The 23,729-nt window shown below is 42.4% G+C and carries 23 protein-coding genes; 6 read left to right on the top strand and 17 right to left on the bottom strand.

Annotated elements, in window-relative coordinates:
- Window positions 1–283: 283 nt before the first annotated feature.
- Window positions 284–736, bottom strand: coding sequence for a DciA family protein (locus METVE_RS0106875; protein ID WP_020167724.1), 453 nt, complete (start codon window positions 734–736; stop codon window positions 284–286).
- A 94-nt stretch (window positions 737–830) separates the two neighbouring features.
- On the opposite strand from METVE_RS0106875, the gene METVE_RS0106880 reads away from it, so the two are divergent.
- The 3 genes from METVE_RS0106880 (at window position 831) to METVE_RS0106890 (ending at window position 5,028) form a co-directional block, all read left to right on the top strand.
- Window positions 831–1,748, top strand: a complete 918-nt coding sequence (locus METVE_RS0106880; protein WP_020167725.1) for a M23 family metallopeptidase — start codon at window positions 831–833, stop codon at window positions 1,746–1,748.
- Between the two features lie 216 nt (window positions 1,749–1,964).
- Window positions 1,965–4,703: a preprotein translocase subunit SecA gene (gene secA, locus METVE_RS0106885; protein WP_020167726.1), complete on the top strand. Its 2,739-nt coding sequence runs from the start codon at window positions 1,965–1,967 to the stop codon at window positions 4,701–4,703.
- Window positions 4,704–4,845: 142 nt separating this feature from the next.
- On the top strand, window positions 4,846–5,028 hold the full coding sequence (locus METVE_RS0106890) for a DUF1289 domain-containing protein (RefSeq protein ID WP_020167727.1): 183 nt from the start codon (window positions 4,846–4,848) through the stop codon (window positions 5,026–5,028).
- A gap of 114 nt (window positions 5,029–5,142) precedes the next feature.
- Here the strand turns inward: METVE_RS0106890 and METVE_RS0106895 are convergent, their stop codons facing one another.
- From METVE_RS0106895 to rsxB, 16 genes are all read right to left on the bottom strand, one after another.
- Window positions 5,143–8,214: an efflux RND transporter permease subunit gene (locus METVE_RS0106895; RefSeq protein ID WP_020167728.1), complete on the bottom strand. Its 3,072-nt coding sequence runs from the start codon at window positions 8,212–8,214 to the stop codon at window positions 5,143–5,145.
- Window positions 8,214–9,443 carry an efflux RND transporter periplasmic adaptor subunit gene (locus tag METVE_RS0106900; protein WP_020167729.1) on the bottom strand — a complete coding sequence of 410 codons (1,230 nt, stop codon included), beginning with the start codon at window positions 9,441–9,443 and terminating at the stop codon, window positions 8,214–8,216. Before METVE_RS0106900 ends, METVE_RS0106895 begins: the two co-directional genes overlap by 1 nt.
- A gap of 5 nt (window positions 9,444–9,448) precedes the next feature.
- Window positions 9,449–11,014, bottom strand: coding sequence for an efflux transporter outer membrane subunit (locus METVE_RS0106905; RefSeq protein ID WP_020167730.1), 1,566 nt, complete (start codon window positions 11,012–11,014; stop codon window positions 9,449–9,451).
- On the bottom strand, window positions 11,004–11,792 hold the full coding sequence (locus METVE_RS0106910; protein WP_020167731.1) for a CerR family C-terminal domain-containing protein: 789 nt from the start codon (window positions 11,790–11,792) through the stop codon (window positions 11,004–11,006). Before METVE_RS0106910 ends, METVE_RS0106905 begins: the two co-directional genes overlap by 11 nt.
- 393 nt (window positions 11,793–12,185) lie before the next feature.
- Complete coding sequence (locus tag METVE_RS0106920) at window positions 12,186–12,785, bottom strand: MlaA family lipoprotein (protein WP_081621897.1); 600 nt, start codon at window positions 12,783–12,785, stop codon at window positions 12,186–12,188.
- Between the two features lie 15 nt (window positions 12,786–12,800).
- Complete coding sequence (locus METVE_RS12795) at window positions 12,801–12,980, bottom strand: hypothetical protein (protein ID WP_198290305.1); 180 nt, start codon at window positions 12,978–12,980, stop codon at window positions 12,801–12,803.
- 67 nt (window positions 12,981–13,047) lie between these two features.
- Window positions 13,048–13,731, bottom strand: coding sequence for a TetR/AcrR family transcriptional regulator (locus tag METVE_RS0106930; RefSeq protein ID WP_020167735.1), 684 nt, complete (start codon window positions 13,729–13,731; stop codon window positions 13,048–13,050).
- A 478-nt stretch (window positions 13,732–14,209) separates the two neighbouring features.
- Window positions 14,210–14,974, bottom strand: a complete 765-nt coding sequence (locus METVE_RS0106935; protein WP_020167736.1) for an HvfC family RiPP maturation protein — start codon at window positions 14,972–14,974, stop codon at window positions 14,210–14,212.
- Complete coding sequence (locus METVE_RS0106940) at window positions 14,968–15,912, bottom strand: HvfB family MNIO-type RiPP peptide maturase (protein WP_020167737.1); 945 nt, start codon at window positions 15,910–15,912, stop codon at window positions 14,968–14,970. The genes METVE_RS0106935 and METVE_RS0106940 overlap by 7 nt, the downstream gene beginning before the upstream one ends.
- 56 nt (window positions 15,913–15,968) lie before the next feature.
- Complete coding sequence (locus METVE_RS0106945; protein ID WP_020167738.1) at window positions 15,969–16,280, bottom strand: HvfA family oxazolone/thioamide-modified RiPP metallophore; 312 nt, start codon at window positions 16,278–16,280, stop codon at window positions 15,969–15,971.
- A gap of 130 nt (window positions 16,281–16,410) precedes the next feature.
- Window positions 16,411–16,662, bottom strand: coding sequence for a zf-HC2 domain-containing protein (locus METVE_RS0106950; RefSeq protein ID WP_020167739.1), 252 nt, complete (start codon window positions 16,660–16,662; stop codon window positions 16,411–16,413).
- Between the two features lie 24 nt (window positions 16,663–16,686).
- A complete protein-coding gene (locus tag METVE_RS0106955; protein WP_020167740.1) occupies window positions 16,687–17,241 on the bottom strand; it encodes a sigma-70 family RNA polymerase sigma factor in 555 nt (184 codons plus the stop codon).
- 87 nt (window positions 17,242–17,328) lie between these two features.
- Window positions 17,329–17,769: a DUF1841 family protein gene (locus tag METVE_RS0106960; protein WP_020167741.1), complete on the bottom strand. Its 441-nt coding sequence runs from the start codon at window positions 17,767–17,769 to the stop codon at window positions 17,329–17,331.
- 1 nt (window position 17,770) lies between these two features.
- Entirely contained in the window at window positions 17,771–18,919 is a 1,149-nt protein-coding gene (locus METVE_RS0106965; protein WP_020167742.1) for an FIST C-terminal domain-containing protein, read from the bottom strand.
- Window positions 18,916–19,617, bottom strand: coding sequence for an endonuclease III (gene nth / locus METVE_RS0106970; RefSeq protein ID WP_020167743.1), 702 nt, complete (start codon window positions 19,615–19,617; stop codon window positions 18,916–18,918). Before nth ends, METVE_RS0106965 begins: the two co-directional genes overlap by 4 nt.
- 77 nt (window positions 19,618–19,694) lie before the next feature.
- Window positions 19,695–20,393, bottom strand: coding sequence for an electron transport complex subunit RsxB (rsxB, locus tag METVE_RS0106975; RefSeq protein ID WP_020167744.1), 699 nt, complete (start codon window positions 20,391–20,393; stop codon window positions 19,695–19,697).
- 250 nt (window positions 20,394–20,643) lie between these two features.
- Between rsxB and dapA the strand changes: the two genes are divergently transcribed.
- From dapA to METVE_RS0106990, 3 genes are all read left to right on the top strand, one after another.
- Window positions 20,644–21,519, top strand: coding sequence for a 4-hydroxy-tetrahydrodipicolinate synthase (gene dapA / locus METVE_RS0106980; protein ID WP_020167745.1), 876 nt, complete (start codon window positions 20,644–20,646; stop codon window positions 21,517–21,519).
- Between the two features lie 120 nt (window positions 21,520–21,639).
- Window positions 21,640–22,908, top strand: a complete 1,269-nt coding sequence (bamC, locus tag METVE_RS0106985) for an outer membrane protein assembly factor BamC (RefSeq protein WP_232415422.1) — start codon at window positions 21,640–21,642, stop codon at window positions 22,906–22,908.
- Window positions 22,909–22,933: 25 nt separating this feature from the next.
- Window positions 22,934–23,707, top strand: coding sequence for an MBL fold metallo-hydrolase (locus METVE_RS0106990; RefSeq protein ID WP_020167747.1), 774 nt, complete (start codon window positions 22,934–22,936; stop codon window positions 23,705–23,707).
- Window positions 23,708–23,729: the final 22 nt, after the last annotated feature.

Raw genomic sequence — 23,729 nt, forward strand, 5'->3', positions numbered from 1 at the left:
TTATGAATAAATCTGAAACGACATCAATGACTGTAAGAATAATGCGACTAGCTTATAAAAAACGTAAGTTGTAACAAATGTAATTAATTTGTAACAGCTCAATGCATTATGGCACTAAAGAACGGTTGCGACAACCGCTTAGATTATTGAAGGAGTTTTCAGATAAAGTGAATTAAAACAAGCATTTCGAGTCAATTTAAATCTACGTAAAACACTCATCTTTTTAGTGTTCGATCGGTTAGCAGAACACGCTTTGAGGCGTTATTTTGAAAAAATATTAGCGTTATTGCGACGGTAATACTTTATTGGCAAGTGAATTAAGTTGGGTAGATAATGGAGATTCGCCCAAATCCAGCGCTAGTTTTTTTAAGCTATTGGCGGCGTTTTTAGATAGCTTGCGCACGGGTTTTACTGGTGCTTTTTGCTGAGATTTAACTTGCACTTTCACACTAATTGCAGTAACTTTACATTCCCTAAAGTTAGGGTTGGTTTGTTGCAGATTTTGTAATTGAGTCAAAAGATTAGCGAGTGTGAGCTTGATTTTATTCGCCACAATTGCGCTATGAGCGTAAATGGTTAATTGGCCATTGATTAAACTGCCTACAAAACTGAGATTGCTTAACATTTGTGGGCTTGCAGCCACCCAAAATTTTTGCAACAACTTATGAGATTGCACATTTTTAGTCAATGTACTCAGTTGGCTGTTGTGATTAAGTAGCGTATCGATTTTGCGCATACGCAATCTTAGCTAAAAAACAGTGATAACGAAACTAGTTAATCTAGATTATTTACTGGGTTGTGTAGTGGACGCGAGTTAACCAAATTTTTTTATGAATATTATTTTAATTTCTAACAAATTGGCAACGGCCAAAAGTTTGTCGGCATTCCAAGCTGGTGCACTTATTGCGGCTCTCGTGTTGGTACCAGTGATGTTGACGTTGCTGTTTATTACGCCTCCAAGCAATATTAAAGAACAAGGCATGAAAGCCTTATTGCCGCCACAAATCAGAAGTTCTATTATTTCATCACAAGTACATTTAGACGCTTACGCCAAACAACTAGGCGCATTACAAGCACGCATGATGCGCTTAGATGCGCAAAGTCAGCGGCTGGCAAAATTAGCCGGCGAAAAAGAAATTCCCGTGATTAATCAACCTAATTCAAAACCGACCAGCAATGTTCCCCCTAACAGTATTCATCATAGTGGCGTTGGCGGTCCTTATGTGACATCGCATACGATGAGTGAAGCTGAATTAATTGCTGCCATAGAAGAGTTAACTCAAGCAGTGAATTCGCGCGATGATTATTTGAGTAGTATCGAAGCGAAAATTCTACAAAAAAGCGTGTTGAAAGATATGTTGCCGAACAGCAGTCCTATCAATGCAGCTTTTAATTCATCCAGTTATGGCTGGCGTGTCGATCCGTTCAATGGCAATGAAGCTTTTCATGAAGGTTTAGATTTTTCGGCAGATACGGGTACGCCTATCTGGGCTGCGGCTGATGGTATCGTGACTAGCGCTGAGCGTACGCCCGATTATGGTAATATAGTTAAGATTGATCATGGTTCAGGTTTAGAGACGCGTTATGCGCATGCTTCTAAATTACTAGTTAAAGCAGGTGAGCGTGTTGTAAAAGGCCAAATAGTGGCGCAAGTGGGTAGTACGGGCCGTTCAACTGGGCCACATTTGCATTATGAAATCCGGTTAAATGGCAATGCGCTTGATCCGCGTAAATATTTGCATAAATAATGTCTGTTAATTAATAACAAGCTAAGCGAATATTTAAATAAATAAGGCAAGTAATTAAGCAGATAAGTAAGTTGTCATTCATAAAATAAAAAACGACTAAATTAAAAATCGACATTGAAATAAAAAATAATTACCCAATATCCATACAATATAATCAATCCTTTCATTTAATCTCAAATATAGGTTTCCGAGGTCTCGGAAAAGCGGTGTCTCTTCATGTTATCCACGTTGTTTAGAAAATTCTTCGGTAGTCGTAACGATAGGCTGGTTAAGCAATATGGTCAGGCCGTTAAAGAAATTCATGCATTAGAGCCTGCTATGCAAGCTTTATCAGATGAAGCCTTGCGCGCTAAAACAGAAGAATTCAAACAGCGTTTTCAGCAAGGTGAAACTTTAGAAAAGCTGATGCCAGAAGCATTTGCAGTAGTGCGTGAAGGCAGCGTGCGTGCGTTGGGTATGCGTCATTTTGATGTACAAATGATCGGCGGTATGGTGCTGAATTCGGGCAAAATCGCCGAAATGCGTACTGGTGAAGGTAAAACCTTGGTGGCAACATTGCCGGTTTACCTGAATGCCATCACTGGCAAGGGCGTACACGTGGTTACCGTGAATGACTATTTGGCGAAACGTGATGCGGAGTGGATGGCGAAGCTATATAACTTTTTGGGCTTGAGTGTAGGCATTAACTTATCGCAGATGCAACACGATGCGAAACAGTTAGCTTATGCAGCGGACATTACTTACGGTACCAATAACGAATTCGGTTTTGATTATCTGCGCGACAATATGGTATTTACCAAAGATGAGCGTGTTCAACGCTCTTTAAGCTATGCGCTGGTGGATGAAGTCGATTCGATTTTAATCGATGAAGCACGCACGCCGCTAATCATTTCAGGCCAAGCTGAAAACAGTATTGATTTATATAATCAAATTAATGCGGTTGCCAAGCAGTTAAGTGCACAAACCGTTGAAGATGGCGCTGGCGATTTTTGGGTAGATGAAAAAGCCCAAACAGTGACCATGAGTGAGAGCGGACACGAACGTGCAGAAGCGATTTTAGCGAGTTCTGGTTTGATGGCTGAGGGTTCTAGTCTTTATGAAGCGGCCAATATCACTTTAGTGCATCATCTTTATGCCTCATTACGTGCGCAAAACCTGTTCAAAAGAGATCAACATTACGTGGTAGATGACGGCGAAATCGTCATCGTGGATGAGTTCTCTGGTCGTAAAATGCCAGGTCGTCGTTGGTCAGATGGGTTGCATCAAGCGGTTGAAGCCAAAGAGGGCGTTGCGATTCAGAAAGAGAATCAAACGCTGGCATCGATTACATTCCAAAATTATTTCCGCATGTATGAGAAATTAAGCGGCATGACGGGTACGGCCGACACAGAAGCGTATGAATTTAATCAAATTTATGGCTTGGAAACGGTTGTTGTGCCAACGCACAGAAGCATGTTGCGTAAAGATGCGATGGATAAAGTCTATCGTACGTCGGCTGAAAAATACAATGCGGTGATTGAAGATATCAAACAATGCCAAGCCATTGGTCAGCCAGTGTTGGTCGGGACGACTTCGATTGAAAATTCTGAAATTATCTCAAGCTTACTTACCAAAGCTGGTTTAAAACATGAAGTATTAAACGCCAAACAACATGAGCGTGAAGCGCATATTGTTGCGGAAGCAGGTCAGCCAGGTGCGATTACTATCGCTACCAATATGGCCGGCCGTGGTACAGACATTGTGCTGGGCGGCAATCCAGAATCGGCGATTCACGCGGTTAATTTAGATGAAAAATTGGATGATGCACAAAAAGCCGCCAAAATCACACAATTAAAAGCGGAATGGCAACAGCGTCATGATGCGGTTTTAGCATCAGGTGGTTTACATATTATCGGCACTGAGCGTCATGAATCGCGCCGCGTTGATAACCAACTGCGTGGCCGTTCAGGTCGTCAAGGTGACCCAGGATCAAGTCGTTTCTACTTGGCATTAGATGACCAATTATTGCGTATATTCTCTGGCGATCGCGTTTCGGCGATTATGGAACGGTTAAAAATGCCAGAAGGCGAAGCGATTGAACATGCGATGGTATCGCGCGCGATTGAAAATGCGCAGCGCAAAGTAGAAGGCCGTAACTTTGATATTCGTAAGCAATTACTCGAGTTTGACGATGTATCGAACGACCAGCGCAAAGTGATTTATGAGCAACGCAACGAGCTATTAGAAGCTAACGATATTGGTGAAACTATCGCTGCGATGCGTGCTGATGTGATGACCAGTATTTTTAGCGTACACATTCCGCCTGGCAGTGTGGAGGAGCAATGGGATATTCCAAGCTTAGAAAAAAATCTGATTGCAGAAACTGGTTTGGATTTACCTTTGCAGAAAATGCTGGAAGATAATCCTGATCTGCATGAAGAAACCTTGCGTGAACGCATTTTTGAAGCGGCTGAAGCATCGTATAAAGCTAAAGAAGCATTGGCGAGCAATGACACGATGCGTCAATTTGAGCGTGCGGTGATGTTGCAAAGCATCGATAGCCATTGGCGTGAACATTTGGCGGCATTAGATCATTTACGCCAAGGTATTCATTTACGTTCTTATGCGCAAAAAAATCCTAAGCAGGAATATAAGCGTGAAGCATTTGCATTGTTTGAAGGTTTACTAAACACCGTTAAAAGTGAAGTGACTAAAGTGACGATGTTGGTGCAAGTGAAAACGCAGGACGACGTGGAAGCAGTTGAAAAACCAGTGGATGTGGCAAATGTGCAATATCAACATGCGGATTTTGACGAGGCATTGGCTAATCCAGCCGATGAGTACAGTGGTGAAGAAAGTGCACAAACGGCTAGAGGCGAATCATTTTTGCGCGAAGGCGTAAAAGTTGGACGTAACGATCCATGTCCGTGCGGCTCTGGCAAAAAATATAAGCAGTGCCACGGTACTTTGAGCTAATGCTTTAAAGCGAGTGATTTAAATAAGTTAACACTAAAAAGTGGTTAACTTTTGCTTTAGATTCATAAAGTGCGCGATTAAATATCGCGCATTTTCATATCAGCTTCAATCATATTTGGTTTGAATATTTGGAATAACAGAGATGTCAGAAATTGAAATTCAGTCGCCTTGTATAGGCTTATGCAGCATGGATGAGTTAAGCGGGTTTTGCCAAGGCTGCTATCGCACGATAGATGAAATTCAGGCGTGGTGGGATTTAACTAATCAGCAGAAACAAGAGGTTGTACATAAAGCAACTGAGCGCGAAGCGCAAATGTTTGATTAAATACGACTTGATTAAAAGTGTAAATCAAACAAATTTAAGTCACAGTTTTAAATAACCATTTTCTCGATTCAATCTATCTTTTTAAGAGTTAACCGACTCAATACTTAACCAGTTTTACGCCTTAGTTTTTGTTGCACGCTTAAACATTCTTAATAAAAACTGTTCAAAATCGTCCACATAAGTAAACACTACCGGAATCACCAATAAGCTCAACACGGTAGAAGTCAATAAGCCGCCAATCACCGCAACCGCCATTGGACTTCTGAACGATCCATCGCCAGAGCCCCATTCCATCGCCAGCGGTAACATACCGGCAGTCATCGCGATGGTGGTCATAATAATGGGACGCGCCCGTTTATGACACGCATCTTTAATCGCTTCCACTCGACTTAAATGCAATTCGCGACGTGCAACAATCGCATATTCCACCAGTAAGATTGAGTTTTTGGTCGCAATGCCCATCAGCATAATCAACCCAATCATCGATGGCATAGACAGCGCTTTTCCGGCAATCAACATACCCAAAAATGCACCGCCTAACGATAATGGTAAGGCGACTAAAATCGTCACTGGTTGCAAAAAGTCTTTAAATAACAGTACCAATACAAAATAGATACAAACCACACCTGTTAGCATAGCTAAGCCAAAGCTGGCAAATAATTCGCCCATCGCTTCTGAGTCGCCTAATTCGCGCTGCTCAACGCCAGCCGGTAGATTTTGAATACTGGGCAATGTTTTTACAATCTTGGTTAATTCGCCTAAAGGTATGCCCGCTGTTTCAATATCGAACTGAATGTTGCGTGAGCGATCATAGCGGTCAATCATGGCGGGGCCGCTGGCAATTTTCATATTGGCAACTTGTTCTAATGGCACTGGACCGCGCGAACCTGGCACAGACAATTTTTGTAACACGCTTAAATCAGTTTTCGCAGTTTCATCTAATTTAACCAAAATTGGCACTTGGCGTTTTTCCAGATTTAGTTTGGTTAATGCTTGTTGATAATCGCCCACCGTAGCAATGCGCAAAGTTTCGCCTATCGCAGAACTTGTGACGCCTAAATCTGCCGCAGCAGTAAAGTCTGGCGTCACAATCACTTCTGGCCGCACCAACGATGCGCTAGACGCAATATTGCCTAAGCCTGTAATCTTGCGTAAGTCTTTTTCAACCGTGTTGGCTGCGGCTTGTAGCGCATTACTGTCTTCCCCAGAAAGTACCAATATGTATTTTTCGCCATTGCCGCCCAAGCCAACATTAATTCGAGCGCCTGGCAATTGCTGCAACTGTTCGCGTATTTGCTTCTCAATCTCTTGTTTCTTCGGGCGACTATCACGCGCATCCAAAAGAATAGTTAATGTAGATTTTCGTGTCTCAACCGCACCAGAACTCACAAAAGGATCAGTGCCTGCAGCGCCGCCGCCAATGGTGGTGTAGATACTTTTAATATGCGGGATTTTAGCGATAATTAAACGCGCTTGCTCAGATAAAGCAGTCGTTTGATTTAACGACGCGCCGGGCGGCAACTCTAAGCGCACCTGTGTTTGTGAATTGTCATCTGCTGGGATAAATCCTGTCGGCAAAAGAGGAATGAGCATTAATGACGCAACAAAAAATGCGATAGCCGCTAAGGTAGTTGCAAGCCGATGATTCAAGCACCAACCGCTTACGCGCATGTATAAACTCATGATTTTGCCGTCTTCGGGATGACCTGTCGCCACCGGTTTCATCAAATATGCCGCCATCATAGGTGTTAATATACGTGCAACAACTAATGAGACGAATACTGCGATAGAAGCAGTCCAGCCGAATTGTTTAAAAAACTTGCCTGGAACACCACTCATAAATGCCGTTGGTAAAAATACTGCGATCAAAGTGAATGTAGTGGCGATAACTGCCAAGCCAATCTCATCTGCTGCTTCCATGGCGGCTTGGTAAGGTGTTTTGCCCATGCGTAAATGCCGCACAATATTTTCTACTTCTACAATGGCATCGTCCACCAGCACGCCAATTACCAAAGATAATGCAAGCAAAGTGACCACGTTGATTGAAAAGCCCAAATAATGCATGCCGATAAATGCAGGAATGACAGATAATGGTAATGCAACCGCTGATACGAATGTTGCGCGGAAATCGCCCAAAAATAACCAGACGACCAACACCGCTAATACTGCGCCTTCAAGCAATAAAGTAATAGACGCATCAAAATCTTCTTGTACTGGCGTTACAAAGTTAAAAGCTTCGGTTATTTGAATATCTGGATGTGCCGATTTAAGTTCATCCAGCGCCTTTTTCACGCCTGCGCCAACTTCAAGTTCACTGGCGCCTTTGCTTCGTGTGACATCAAAACCAACAACCGTTTTACCGTTTAATAATGCAGTAGACGTGCGTTCTGCAAATGTATCTTTTACAGTGGCCACTTGGTCTAAACGAATTTTTCGGCCATCATTTAACAGTATTTCTAACTGCGCCAGCGCTTCAGCCGAGTTCACTGTGGCGATTGTACGAATAGGCTGATCGCTGCCGCCGAGTTTGGTTGCGCCGCCTGCCACTTCAATTTGCGATAATCTTAATTGACGTGAGATATCTGCTGCGCTGGCATTTAAAGATTGCAATTTGGCAGCATCTAATTCCACCCATATTTGGCGATTCACACCACCGACGCGGCTAACGCTACCAACGCCTTGTACGCCAAGCAGTTTGCGCGTCACCGTGTCATCTACAAACCAAGAGAGCGCTTCGTCATCTAAACTTGGCGAAAAAATGGTAAACGCCAAAATAGGCGAACCCGCTAAGTTCACTTTTGAAATAATCGGGTCACGCAAATCATCAGGTAAATCTGCACGCACTTCAGATACCGCAGAACGCACATCATCAACTGCTTCTTGCGTGGCTTTTTCTAAGCGAAACTCTGCGGTAATCGTGACGCTGCCATCTTGAATTTTGGTGTAAATATGTTTTAGATCTTGTAGCTTGGCGATGGAATTTTCTATTTTTCGCGCCACTTCGTTTTCAAGTTGGCCAGGTGAAGCGCCTGGTAAAGAGGCGTTCACTGTCACAGTCGGCAATTCTAAATCGGGGAAATTCTGTACTTTCATGGCTTTAAAGCTCATGAAGCCAGCAAGCGTTAATAGAATAAATAAAATCAGCGCAGGAACAGGGTTTTTAATCGACCAACTTGAAACGTTCATCATTTAGAAATACTTTCAGTTGTAGCATTTTCATTCGAAACTGCATCATTTGAGGCTGCTTCAGTTTTGCTTACTACTCTCACCGTATCGCCATCGGCTAAAAATGCGCCACCATTGGCAACAAAGTCGTCATTGATTTGATTTTCAACCGTTTGAAACGCGCCGCCTTGATTTTCAATTTCAAGTAGCTCAACCAAATCGCCACTGCGCCGTCCTGTATTTACTTTTATTTGTTTGATTTGTGCAATGCCGTTTTTATCGGCAGGGTTACTAACCACTTGCATGGCGTATGAAAAGCCATCGCGCAACACAATCGCACTAGCAGGCAAGGTATGCGCTTCAGTATTTTCTAATATAAACACGCCTCTGGCATACATGCCAGCCTTAGCCGTTTCTGCAGGAATATCAATATATACCAGCGCATTACGCGTTGCGCTATCAATGCTTGGCGCAATCGCGCGTACTTTGCCGATAATTTTTTGCCCATCTGGAAGTGTTAAGTCTGCTTGCATGCCAATGCGGATTTTGTTTATATTGGCTGATGTTAATTCTGCGCGCCATTCTAAACGGCCTTTGCGCACTAGTTTAAATAGCTCTTGCCCTGCAGCGGCAACAGAGCCGACCGTTGCAGTACGTGACGAAATAACGCCATCATCAGGTGCGTTGACGGTGGTTTGTTTTAGCTTGATACTTTGCAGATTAAGTGTCGCCTCGGCTGCTTCTACACGCGCTTTTGTGCTGGCTTCTGCACTTAAAAATTGCTCAATTTGCTGCGTGCTCAATGCGCCAGAACTTTGAATGCTTTTTGCGCGGCTCGCATTACCAGCCGCTTCTATCGCAGCTGCTTTTGCTTCGGCAAGGCTGGCGCTGGCTTGGGCTAAATCGGCTGAAATTGTGCCTGATGCAAAACGTGCTAATACCTGACCGCGCTTCACTTTATCGCCCACATTCACCAATACTTCGTTTAAAAGTAAACCGTTTACTTCTGTGCCTACGACCGCTTCTTGCCATGCTGCGATATTGCCATTTGCGGGAATCGTCAAATTCAACATGCTGCGTTTGATTTTGACGGTATTGACGGTAAGCGCTGCATTGGTATTGGATGCTTGAGTTTTTTCAGCAGACAGCTCTTTTGTATCAGGCGATTTTTGTTTAACTACTAAAAAGTAGACCGCTAAAGCAATCGCAATTGCCAAACCAATCCAAACGAGTCGATTTTTTTTAACCATGATGCTTACCTATTTTCTTGAGTATTTTTAGTGTTAACTTCGGTGCTGTTTTTTGCATGAGATTCAGTATTTTGCCAGCCACCGCCAGCCGCACGATACAACGCAATCCAGGCATTATTGCGATCTTTTAATACGTTAACTTGGTTGGTTTGCGCTTGCAAAGCATAACGGCGGTTTTCTTCCAACTCAATCAAATTAGCAAAGCCTGCGCTCACTTTTTGTTCTGTCGCCAAGAATGATGCCTGATAGCCATTTAAAGCCGTTTGCACATTCGCTTGCCTGTTTTCGCTTGCGTGTAGATTCACTAACGCATCTTCTACTTCTTTTACCGCATAACGCGCCTTGCTGCGATAGTTTGCGGCTGCTTCGGCATATTTCGCTTCTGCACTATCTACGTTCGCCCTGCGTTTTCCGGCATCGAAAATCGGTAAAGTAATAGAAACTGGTCCTATCGACCACACCTCACCTTCACCTTTAAATCCCGTGCCTGAAAGTCGCATCCAGCCTATAGAGCCGTTAAGCGAGACTTTGGGTAAGCGTTGTACTTGTGTGTTTTTAACTTCAGCTGCCGTTGTCATTAAATCCGCTTCCGCGCTCAGCATATCTGGTCGCTGGCTGATGATAGTTGCAGGCAGTTCAGCGATAGTAAACAGCGTTTGATTATTTTCATTAGCGCTAAATGGCGTTTCTGCTAACTTTTGCCTTAACGTAGTTTCGTCTAAATCAGTCAACGCAACCAATTCTTTAACGCCCAAATCACATTGTGCTTGCTGCGCTTTTACTTGTTGTGCGGCATCTGCTGCGCCAGCAAGCGCTAGCTGGTAAGCGCCATTTGCGCTAAAACCCGCTTTGTAAGATATTTCAGTCACGCGTGCGCTTTCTGCGCGCGATTTAGCATCATTTTGGTTGATGCTTAATTGCATTTGGCAAAAGCGTTGGTTAAAGTAAGACGTCGCCAATTCTGCCGCCACGGCTACGCGCGCATCGTGCCAGCCTGCTTGTGCGGCTTTTTCGCGTGCTTGCGCTGCTTTCAATAAGCCACGATTCGCGCCAAATAAATCCAGTTCCCACGCGGCTTGTGCATTAATTTGCGTGGTGGTGATGGCTTGGCCGCCAAAGCCAAAAGCACCTGCTTGCGCACCACCTGTTTGACCAGTTCCAGTCGGAACTGCACTGACGCCAGAACTGCCAATGGCCGGTTGTTGTAAGGCTTTGGATGATGAAAGTGTGGTGTCTAAAGTCGGTAGCAATGACGATAAAGCGCTGACACGGCTGGCTCTTGCCTCTGCGATTTTGGTGCTTGCTGTGGCAATGTTGACGGATTCAGTTTGCGCTTTTTCAATCAATTCCAATAACAGCGGATCTTGATATTGCGTCCAAAATGTTTTTAATTGCGACACATCACCGCCGTGTGGCAAGCTGGTTTGCCATGCAGGGGCGATTTTTGTAGTCGCGATTGTTTCTTTGGGCGAAGCTTTGTTTTTTAGAAAATCCAAAGACGCACAGCCTGATAGATTCAAGCTCAATAAAAGGATTAACACTATGGATAATTGTGGATTTTTAGGTGTCATATTGACCTTGTTTTTGTACTTTTTTTTCTGACAATGCTGTTTGTTTCAAAGACTTTTCTGTTAACTGCTGTGCAACTAAATGTTTGCGCCTATCGGCTTCTGCATGCACCATGCTCACTGCAAAAAAAGTTAATCTTTCATGCAATATATCTAATGCTTTATGCGTCGCAGTCAATTCTGGCGTAATGCGTTCTATCACATCGCGACCAGTAAAAAGGTGTACGCCCATCGCCACAATGCACAATGCTAAACGATGCAAATCATCATCTACTTGGTTAATGTTTAAATGTTTTTGTAGCAATACGATCAACGCTTGATGATACGGCGCAATGCCATTATCAATTTCTTCTGCCCAAATACCGGTCGGCTCAACCATTTCACGCATGTGTAAACGCACGCGCAATTTGGCAATATCACCCAGTTTAAGCGGTCCTATAAACCCTTGAAACAAGCCGTTTAAGGCTTGTTCTAGTGTTAAGTTAACATCGCTAAATAGCGCAATATCGTCATCAGCTGCACCACAAGATTCCGTAAATACCGCACGATACAGACCCGCCTTATCACCAAAATAATAGGAAATCGCCGAGATATTTACTTGCGCCTGTCGCGCTATTTGTCTGGTGGATGTGCGTGCGTATCCATGCTCTGCAAATAATTCGAGCCCCGCCATCACAATACGTTTTCTGGATTCTTCACCATCTGAACGCTTAGGCGATAGTAATTCACAAATTTTTATTTTAATTACTCCATTTTTAAGCTGATATTTAGCATTAGTCAATAATTAAATCAAACGATTGATTTAATTATTTCAGATAGTCATTTTAATTGCAAGCGATAGATTGACTTGCAGGATGTGTGACACCCTATAAGCGACTAGCACTACCTCATAAGTCGTTAGCACCAACCATATTAAGCACTAGTAAAGAGCCTGATAGTTCAGGCCCTTTTATAATCCATTTATAATGATGGCCAAGATTAGCAGAAATATCCATCCAGAAATAATTCTACGATTAAGCATATGAAATCCTTGATTTCCATTGGTTAAGTGGAGCGCTGCCACTAAATGAGGCAATTAAAGCCATAATGAATAACTTTTTATTGTGAATGCAAATCCTGCCACTTTCTTTTTAAGAAACTAGAATAGAAGTAGCAGGAATTCGGTGGAGGTTTACTAGTCCTTAGTAATTTGAGTAGCCCGCTTTTTCATCCATGCATCTCTTACCATTACATATTCGTCAATTGATTGGCTTCGTATTTCGTCAAAAGGCAAGGCACGAGTACGCGCATCCGTGAGTTGCATAATGTTTAGTCCCAACATTACACTGCCATTCTCTACATAACCAATGGCTGACAATGGTTGATCGCCCACTATGCTAGCAGTATCGCGAACCGTGCGGGGGCCTAACAAAGGTACAACGAGATATCGAGAGTCCTGCCAGCCCCATACAGCAAGCGTCTGTCCAAAATCTTCATATCCTTTAGATATGCCAAAATAGCTAGCCGGGTCATACAATCCAGCTATACCAACAGTCGTATTGATAACAAAACGCCCAATCGTTCGCAGACTATTGAGTGGTTCGCCTTGTAAAGTTTGGTTAACTGCGGTACCTGGCTCACGTAGGTTTCCGAAAAAACTACTAACACAATTTTGCACTGATTCAGACGTGATTTTTTCGTAGGTCTTGGCAAGAGGACGGGCAATAGCTTTATCGAAGCCATTGTTAAAACTATATATACTCCGGTTATATTCTTCCCAAGGATCGTTTACGATTTTTGAGTCATCGACTTAGCTACCATTTGGTGTGACAGCTTGCTCTGGTGTAGAGGAAGCCCCTGAAGTAACGAAACCATTCACTACACCATTACTTGGGATTAGTGCTTCAATTGCCATTACTTTGGAAATATTGAGTGCCATAGTGATTAATGTAACGGAGACAATTGCATTCAAGCTGGGTATTGTTTTCATATCAAGATTCCTTTTTTTCATTGAAAAGAGTATTAATAGGTTTAAAAATAAGGTTCTGAAAATTTAATCAATCTTTTGATGATCCATAAGCCCGCATAAATACTTCAATCGTACGAGTTACGATTTCGGAAATTTCTTTGTCATCGATTTCGGTTACCACATTGAATATACCAGCCTGATGCACCTCGGATTCCAACAAACCAAAATAGTGGCAAGCGACAACATGCGGATCACTCGGCCTGATCTGCCCTTTTTGTATAACTGCAGCAAAGTATTGCTCTGCAAATTTAATTGCCCGAGCAGGTCCTTGCTCATAGAACATTCTTCCGATTTCTGGGTTAACTGATGCTGCAATAACCATTCGCTGAACTGCGAGAGTTTTTGGTGTATGAAATGCTTTAAGCACATGATGACCAAATCTTGTAAGTGCAATAGCTACGTCCTCTGTAGGATTGAGTGTTCCCATCAAGTCCACCACATCATTTGTGGTATTTTGGTCTGGAGGTACACCACCAGAAGCAGCATGAAGCATGGGGACCATCCTGCCACCTTGCCCATTTGCTGTTCGTTGGATGAGTGCCATAAACAACGCCTCTTTGGAGTCGAAGTAGCGGTATAGGGTAGCTTTAGAACTTCCTACTCTTGCGGCTATCTCGTCCATAGTTGCCTGATCGAAACTCATCTCCTGAAAGACCTCAGCAGCAGCAGCTAGAAATGCTTCGTAGCGTGCATTAGTTTTAACTCTTACCATCAGAAACTCCAATAATTATTGTTGGCAAAATCTATACTCTTTTACTATAAATCCCCTTAAATGAAACTGTACGGTTTCGTTTTGTTATTGTCAAGACTATATTCATATTAAAAACTGAATGAAGGGAAATATGTGAGTAAGTCACTGACTTAAAGTGATCTATTCACGATGAGAGGTTTTATCAGGTACTGCATGAAAAACTCAAAAAGAAGGCTTTTGGAGAGGAGAGGTTTGGGGTGGATGCCACTTCTGGGAAAAGCAAAGATACAAAATTTATTTCGAAATTTTGAGGTGAAATTGCGGACGCAATTTATGAGTCGTAGCCTATGCGTAAATTTCAGCAGAAACTTTTGCAACTTACGGGGTATGTAGATTGTGTTTTATGGTGTTACGTATGGCAGCAACTATATGATTTAACTTATACCTAACTAGCATCTTAAGAAGCCCAAATATAGAATTTATTTGTGCTGGGTGGAATTTATTGTGGAATATTTATATCAAGCGTGTTTTGGCTGAGTGTGATTGCTTGTTGCTTGCATAAGTCATGTAGAATCTCTGCACCAAATCGCATAAATAGATCTAAATCTGGATGTTGTAATTCATTAGCAAGAGTTGTTAATGCAAGCCTGCCGGTTAATGGTTGTGACTGGGTAAGCGATAACAGATTAAAAGTAACAGGATTAAGCACAATAAACTTCACTTCGAAACTTGTATTCCTAAATACTAGTAAATAAGTTTTTTCAATAGCTGCGGGTTTAAAGCGCTTTGATATTTTGTGTACAGGGTAATCGTAAGCCAGTAATGCGCTGGCGGGTGCGAGTGTAATCACATCATCCATACAATTTAACTGTGTATTCAATGTTTGCTGTGTTGATAACGGACGTGTTTGTTGGCTACTAATCGCCAGCTCTATCCATTCGTAATGCGCAAGCGGTTTTAAATAAGATGGTAAATCCGTAATGTTTTCTAAAAATGCTAAAAATTGCTGTGGAATTTCTCTAAAAAATGGGCTAATAGCAGAATAATTGGCGACAAAATTGCGTATTAAATGACGCCATTTACGCTTACCCAACACGTTTTGACACACAGGAAAGCAAACAGAAACGGACTCAAAGATATTGTTAAATACCGATTCGCGATAAACTGACATGCGTTTTTCAACCACATTGGCAGGTTTTGCGTGCAGTTTGGGGTTGCGAATATGCGCAGTAAATGCCAGTTGATAACGTTGAAAATCTAGCATGTGGCGAGTGTTGAGTCTTGCGGCGCTGCAAGATTGTTTTGGTAATGTGCTTGGTACGCCGCTATTTTGTTCACCTCACGCATCAGTGCTGGCAAAGGCGGAATATTATTATCACGTTCCAACAAGGTTGGAAAAGTGCCGAAAAGTTGATACGCGGTATCCAATAAATCCCAAACAGGGTCAATCACATCTTTGCCATGCGTGTCGATTAATAGCGTGGGCGATTGCTGATAATGTCCAGCAATGTGGCTGTAGATAATGCGTTCAGCAGGAATTTTTCGTAAAAAATCCTGCGCTAGTTTGATGGGGTCTTGCTTGTGGGCAAAATTCACGCTGTTGACGTAAATATTATTAATGTCTAAATGCAGCCAGCAATCGGCCTCTTGCAAAACTGCCTTTAAAAAAGTGATTTCATCCATAGTCGAAATGGGCGCGGCAGCATAAAAAGAGGCATTTTCTACCGCAATGTGCTGACCTAGAATATCTTGTGTCTGACGAATGCGTTGCGCCACATATTTAACCGCTTCTTCTGTAAATGGAATCGGCAATAAATCATACAAATAGCCAGTTTTACCTTGATAATTATCAGTGCAATAGCTTAAATGTTCGGTATAAAGTGGTATTTTATTCACAGATAAAAACTGCTTAACTTGCTTTAAAAAGTGCTTGTTCAGCGGATCTGGGCCACCTAAAGATAAGCATAAGCCGTGACAAACGATTGGATATCGTTCTACAAACCAAGCTAAATCGGCTTCTGCTTTGCCGCCTGCATTAATCCAGTTTTCTGGTGCGATTTCGACAAAATTAATATTGGCAATGAGTGAATCGTGAATAGATAAATCTTGCTGAGATGCTTCTATATAAAGGTTTTGGATTTGAGGAATCAGCTCACGCTTTAACCCCAAACCCACGCCTTTAATATCCGCTAAAGATGCCACAATGATTACGTATAGCTAATAATTATGTGTAACTTTAGTGATTAAATAACGATTAATTATTTAGCTTTTTCTGCGCCGCTGCCTTCTTTAGCCTTTGCTTCAGCAGCAGCTTTTTTCTCAGCGCTGCATTTGCCTTCGCCACATTTGCCATCTTTGGCTTTAGCGTGATCTTTTTTCATTTCTGTACTACATTTACCTTCTGCACAGCTACCTTCTTTTGCTTTTGAATCAGCATCTGCCACTTGGTAGCCGCTAGATAATGCTTTAATCGCAAATGGATTTTCTGCTGCGTTAACAGTTGTCGCACCGACAGATAAAGCGAATGCGCCTGATAATGCTAAAGCGATTGTTTTGTTAGAAGTTTTCATGATTTATTTCCTTCTTGTTAAGTGAATAAGTTTTGATTAAAAAAGTTGTGACAAAAATTAGGTTAAGTAAGCGATTAAGTAAATATTTTATAGAGCCAAACTCATTTTATATACAATTTATATACGCAATTCAATCAACCACAGATTCAATTGAGTGAGCGATACGGGTTTTAGTTTCCACTGGCAACTGAATGCTATCATCATCTTCAATCGATTTAGTCATACGATTCAACGCATTACGCATCACCACCAATTGCTGGCTAAAGCGCTTGCAGTATTTGCATATGCATAAATGTAGACGTACCGCAAAACGTTCCCGCCAAGATAACTGGCGATCTAACGATTTTGAAATAAGTTGAGTTGTTTCTCTACAAGTCAACATGTTAAAGATTTAAGCTCCCCAAAATTAAACACCAAGCCAATTGATTTCCAGACATTTTCGAATACCCATGCGGGCTCTATACAACATCACCCAAGCATTGGTCGCGGTGATATTCAGTTCCTTACAAATTTCATCATTATCTGTTTCTTGCACATCTCGTAACATGAAAAGCGCAGCTAATTTGGCGGGTAATTTGTCCATGCAGTTTTGCAATATACGCAAAAACTGTTTTTGTTCTAACGCATCTTCAGGCATATCCCAAGCCTGCGGTCCTTCAATCCAATGACCAGTATCATCAAAGAATTCATCCATACTGGCATCAGCATCGGACATTAAATCGCTGGCTACGATTTCGCGCACATTCTTGCGCATCACATCAATAATTTTATGCTTCAAAATACCGGTTAACCAAGTGCGTGGGGATGAGTCACCAGCAAATGATGGGCTTTTAATCGCCGCTAAAAAGGTTTCTTGCACCACGTCTTCTGCCAAGTGCGGGTCACGCAAACGTGCTAACGCGAATCGATATAAAAAATCTCCATGTTGATTCAGCCAGTCATGCACATTGCTTGTTGTCATGGTCAATATTCAATCATGTAAGGAAAAATTAAGCAAATTGAAGGGTTAAGTCGCGTCAAAACGCTGCTTGAAGCTGCGGCTTGAAAGCTAAATAATGCCGGCTTTTTGCTGCAATAAAGTTAAATAATGTGCGCTATCTAAACCCGTATTATTGCGCTGCGCCAGCCAAATCGTTTCGGCCAAACAATCTAAAATATCATGTAATGCATCGTGCTCATTTTGATGTTTGATCTTTAGTTTTTCATAGATTGGCGCAATGCCAATCGGCTGATTAATGCTGATCTGTTCCAAAATAGATAAGTGTAAACTCATGTGCAAAAACGGGTTGGTTTCACCCAATTCTGGATAATAAGCGACTTGTTTATAGTGTTCTGGTTTACTTAAAATATCCTGATATTCGGGATGCAGATGCATCACGCTTAAGCCGATTTTTTCTAATTCGGTTAAGGTTTGCTGCGAATTAAATTTAGCCCAAGTACCAAAAAAGAATTCACGCACTTCATCACGAGAAGGATTGAATAAAGCCATATTAACGTCCAAAAAGTCCTAACACTGCAGAATATTGTAACAAGGTATTTTTGCCCAGAATCGGCGCGATTTCGCCATTGCCATAAAAACCGATCAACGGTAATTGTGGAAATAGCGTTTTGATTAATGCTAGATCCTGATCAATGCCGTTGTATAGATACGGCCCACGACCAAGGTTTGAAAACAATAAAGAAAACGCAGGTTTTACCGCTAATTGTTGTTTAAGTTGCGTGGCTGTTTTCACTAAATCTATTTGCGCGGCATCACTATCGCGCACTGCCCAACTTAACCAATCGCCCACTTGTAAAGGCTTGGCGAGTGTTACTGTACCAGCCGATTCGTCTCCTGCAATAATCGTAGCCAGCGAATAATCACCACGCTCGATTTGCGATGCGTGCGTGGCATGAACCGCCATTAGCTGATGATAAGGTAGTGAAGTTTGGCTTGTTGGCGCAGTGTTTGCTGCATGTTTGTTGAACGCAGATTTTAAGGTATTCAATGCGGGCAAATTAGCCACTTTTTGAATGTCATGCTGATGACAAGCGGTAACTCTGCGTGGGCTGGTGATTAATTTTAAGCCATGCGTGGCGCCGACCGCGTAATCCGTATTGCTTAATTGCATTTCGCATAAACCTTGCGTCACGCCCTTTGCGTTCTCCCATACCGAAAAAGCGCCATGTCCAATCGCATCACCAGAAACACCACCAAATCGAGCGGACTTTGAATCTAGCCATGAACTATTGATCGCGCTGGGCGCGGCAAGCGTGAGTAAAATAGACTGCTTAGTTAACCCAAAATTTTCATTAGTTTTATCATTCAGTATTCCCGTATTTTCCTCTTGGTTTTTATCTGTATTTTTTACCCAAATATTTTCAGAAAAAACCATGGCAGCAGCAGCGGGGCTATCAATCACCCAATCTTCTTCGGTAAAAATACCAATCGCAGAACAGCCGATTATTTGCGTGCAACTTGCCGCTTTGGCGGCGGCTTTAATCGCTAACTGCGGCTTTGCAGCAAACTCTGAGGTTAAAAATAATAATACGCAAGTTGGCGAATCTAACTCTGCTTTTTGCATCGCGCTTAACACGGCTTGCGCTGCCAATTCTGGCAACGCTTTATTGCCGATTGCTAATCCAGTGGCGACTTTCATATGTTGCTCAATAACTCTTCAGGCATTTTATTCAGGCTACCTTCACCCGCCATCAGATGTGTTTTGGGAATGTTTTTATGCGTATATTCACACAAATCCACGATGCAACATTCGCCGCATTTTGGATTGCGCGCGGTGCAAGTGTAGCGACCGTGCAAAATCAATAAATGATGCGCATCTTTTAGAAAAACGGCTGGAATCGTCTTTAAATATTTTTGCTCGACTGCGAATACGTTTTTGCCGGTGGCTAATTTAATGCGATTGCCTAGACGAAACAAATGCGTATCTACCGCAATAGTGGGTTGGCCGTAAGCAGTGTTCAAGATTACGTTGGCTGTTTTGCGACCTACGCCTGACAAGGCTTCTAACGCAACTCTGGTGTCCGGCACATTGCTATTGTGCAAATCAACTAACTGTTTGCAGCAGGCAATCACGTTTTTCGCTTTTGCATGATATAAACCGATGGTTTTAATATAAGGCTCTAAGCCTTCAATGCCCAAATTGAATATGGATTGTGGTGTATTAGCGACGGCGAATAATTTGCGCGTAGCAATATTTACGCCTTTATCGGTAGCTTGTGCGGATAAGATGACGGCGATTAGCAATTCAAATGTGCTGCTAAATTCCAGCTCAGTCGTTGGATGCGGAATCGCAATACTTAAGCGCCTGAAAATCTCAAAACGTTTTTCTGCGTTCATTTTAGGGTGTAATTAATAAAGGTACGATTATTCATAGAAATATAAGGTTAAGTATAGGAGTTATCTTTAGTAGAGCATTAATCTTTAGCGATGTTGGTTAAGATTTGTGATGCTATTTTTAACAGCTTCGCACGTTCTATGGCGGTAGCAACGGCAGATTTTTTTATAGACTGTTTTGCCGATTCGACTTTAGATATCGCAGTGCGTTCAGCATGTTTTTGCATAAGCTCCACTTTGTCGCGCTCAATTCTACTCAGCCTGAAATCGTAACGTTTGCGTGCTAAATCGGCTACTGCTTTGGCTTTATCACTAGTAATGACAGGGTAATTCAACGACCAGTCATGCGAGATATCTTCTTGCATCGTGATGCAATCGACAGGGCAGGGCGCCACACACAATTCGCAGCCAGTACATTCCATTGCAATCACCGTATGCATCTGTTTAGACGCGCCCAATATCGCGTCTACTGGACAAGCTTGAATGCATAAAGTACAACCGATGCAAGTTGCTTCGTCGATAACAGCCAATGCTTTAGGTTTTTCTAACCCATTTTTAGGGTTAAGTGGCTTATATTGTTGGTGCGTCAAATTAGCCAATGCGCGTATGCCAGCATCGCCACCTGGTGGACATTGGTTAATATCTGCCTCGCCATTTACAATAGCTGTTGCGTAAGGTTTGCAACCAGGATAGCCGCATTTTTCACATTGCGTTTGTGGCAAAATCGCATCGATTCGCACGATTAATGATTCAGCTTTAATATTTGAATGAATTTGCATGTTAATTATTTCAATTTGAGTTGAATTATACCGCTTAAAGCCTAGTCATCTCATCAGCTTAAACGCTTAAATGCAATGACGAATCAACCAAAATAGAGCTAAGGCGTTGCTTGTCATATTGGTGTAAACACATGCATGAATACTCGTTAATCAATTTATCAAGCTTTATGCCAATTGAATCAGCGACGTATTCGCATTAAGCAGCTAGTTTCAGTTAAAATACTCATAATTTTGTAGGTGAAGGTTAACTATGTTGCAAGGTAGTATGGTTGCTATCGTCACGCCGATGTTTGATGATGGTAGTTTAGATTTAGGCGCGCTACGCAAACTGATTGATTGGCATATCGAAGCTGGCACAGACGGCATCGTGGTCGTCGGAACGACGGGTGAATCGCCTACGGTAGATGTCGATGAGCATTGTTTGCTGATTAAAACGACGGTTGAGCAAGTGGCTGGTCGCGTGCCAGTGATTGCAGGTACTGGCGCAAACTCCACGCGTGAAGCGATTGAGCTAACCAAAAATGCGAAAGAATTAGGCGCGAACGCTTGTCTTTTAGTGGCGCCTTATTACAACAAGCCGACACAAGAAGGTTTGTATCAGCATTTTGCGGCGATTGCTGCTGCGGTTGATATTCCGCAGATTTTGTATAACGTACCAGGTCGTACAGGCTGTGATATTAGTAATGATACGGTGATACGTTTATCGGCAATTGCGAATATTGTCGGTATTAAAGATGCGACCGGTGGTATTGAGCGCGGAACCGATTTGCTGTTGCGTATGCCTAAAGATTTTGCAGTTTACAGTGGGGATGACGCTACTGGAATGGCACTAATGTTGCTTGGCGCACAAGGTGTGATTTCAGTAACGGCTAACGTTGCGCCAAAACTGATGCATGAGATGGTTGTGGCTGCGATGGCGGGAAATGTAGCGAAAGCGTGTGAGATCAACGGGAAATTATTTGCACTACATCAAAAATTATTCGTTGAAGCAAATCCAATCCCCGCAAAATGGATTTTACAACAAATGGGTCTAATTCAATCGGGTATTCGTTTACCAATGGTTAATTGTTCGGCGCAATTTCATGATGTGTTGCGGTTGGCAATGAAAAGCGCAGAAATTACTTAAGCTTTAAAATGATAAAAATGTTGCATTAGTAGTGTTTAAGCGACGCAGTGTTTAAATGACAACATTGAAATGATGGTATTTAAATTATTAGGGCTAGCAATATAAATGGTGATAATTAATATGAAACAACTCGTAAAAAAGCAGGTGTTAAAATTGACAGCAGGAATTGTATTGGCAATGTTAGTAACAGCTTGCGATTCTATTCCATTCATTGATACTTCTTCTGATTATAAAGGCGCAGGACGTGCAAAACCGTTAGAAGTGCCGCCAGATTTGACCAGTGTACAAACGAGCGATGCTTACAATGTTCCAGGTGGCAGCACCAGTTACAGTACCTATAATCAAGCGCAAGACGGCCAAGAAGTGGGCGTGGAAAAAGTATTGCCGACTTCAGAGGGTGTGCGTTTAGAAAAAGCTGGTGCGCAACGTTGGTTGGTAGTAAATGCGCCAGCTGAAAAAATTTGGCCAGCAGTGCGTGAATTTTGGATTGAGCAAGGTTTTGCGGTACGCGTAGAAAATGCGCAAACAGGCGTGATGGAAACCGAGTGGATTGAAGCGGATGCGATTAAAGCCAAAGATGAGAAAAGAAATATTGGCGAAAAATTCGATAAATGGATGGATAAATTATCTGGTTTAGCAGACAGACGCAAATTTCGTACGCGTTTAGAACGTGGCGAAAAAGAAGGCTCAACTGAAATTTATATGACGCACCGCACAGTTAGTGGCGCGCCAGACGACGGTAAAAATAGAGTGCAAACGCAATTGGGTGAAATCGATACTGGTTATCGTGCAGACCCTAGTCAAAAAACCGTAGAAGAAAAAGATGGCGATTTAGATGCTGAATTATTGCGTCGATTGATGGTTAAGTTAGGCGTTGAAGAAAAACGTGCACAAGAAATCGTTGCGAATCCTGTGAATGAAAAACGTGCCGATGTGGTTAAAGAGGCCGATAACAGTGTCACACTTAATTTGAATGATCCGTTTGATCGCGGCTGGCGCAGAGTTGGTTTGGCTTTAGATAGAGTCGGCTTTGTGACTGAAGATAAAGATCGTTCTACTGGCCTATTCTTTGTACGTTATTCAGATGTAGACATTGATACTGGCCCGAAAAAGAAAAAAGGCTTGTTAGATACGTTGGCATTTTGGAAAGATAGCGATGAAGAAATCGAAAATAAATCTAAGCCAAAAGAAGAGAAAACTATAGTCGATAAAATGAAGTTTTGGAAAGGTGATGACACAAAATCTGATCCTTCTAAACAATATCGCATCAAAGTGGTTGAAGTAGAAAATGGTGGAAGTAGTGTGAACGTGGTGAACGAAGATGGTACCCGCAACCGCAGCACGACCGCTAATCGTATTATTTCATTGTTATATGATCAACTGAAATAAGGCTACTCTGCGGACTTACATTTAAATGCGGTTTGCATCTATTGGTAGTGGTAGCGCGGGCAACTGCATGGTGGTCGAGCAAGGTTCAACAAGATTATTGCTCGACTGCGGTTTTGGTGCAAAAGAAGTCATCGCGCGGCTAGAGAAATTAACCTTAACACCTGAACAAATCACTGGCATTTTAATCACGCATGAGCATGATGATCATGCAAAGGGCGCTTTTAAATTAGCCGCTAAATACGATATTCCTGTTTGGCTATCGCACGGCACGCACAAAATGATTGAGCGTTATCTGCCAGAGCGCGCGCCTATTCAATGGAATCTTATTGATAGCCACACTTGTTTTGAAGTACAAGATTTACAAATTACGCCTTATCCTGTGCCGCATGATGCGCGCGAGCCGACACAATTTACTTTTTCTGATGGTCAGTACAAATTAGGCGTATTAACTGATGCAGGCTCGTCAACATATCATATCGAACAGGTATTAAATGGTTGTGATGCCTTGGTGCTGGAATGTAATCACGACTTGAATATGTTGGAAAATGGTCCATATGCTTGGTCACTTAAAAAGCGTGTTGGCAGTCGCCTGGGTCATTTGGATAATACGAGTGCTGCGCAACTGTTGGCTAAGTTGGATAATACAAAGCTAAAACATATTGTTGCCGCGCATCTTAGCGCAAAAAATAACACACAAGATTTAGCTAAAACTGCCTTAAGTAACGCATTAAATTGCGAAGCCGATTGGATTGGGATTGCACAACAGACCAGCGGTTTTGAATGGCGCGGTTTTAGCTAGCCAATTAATGGATGCTTTTTAA

It is taken from the genome of Methylotenera versatilis 79, assembly GCF_000384375.1.
Classification (GTDB): Bacteria; Pseudomonadota; Gammaproteobacteria; order Burkholderiales; family Methylophilaceae; genus Methylotenera_A; species Methylotenera_A versatilis_B.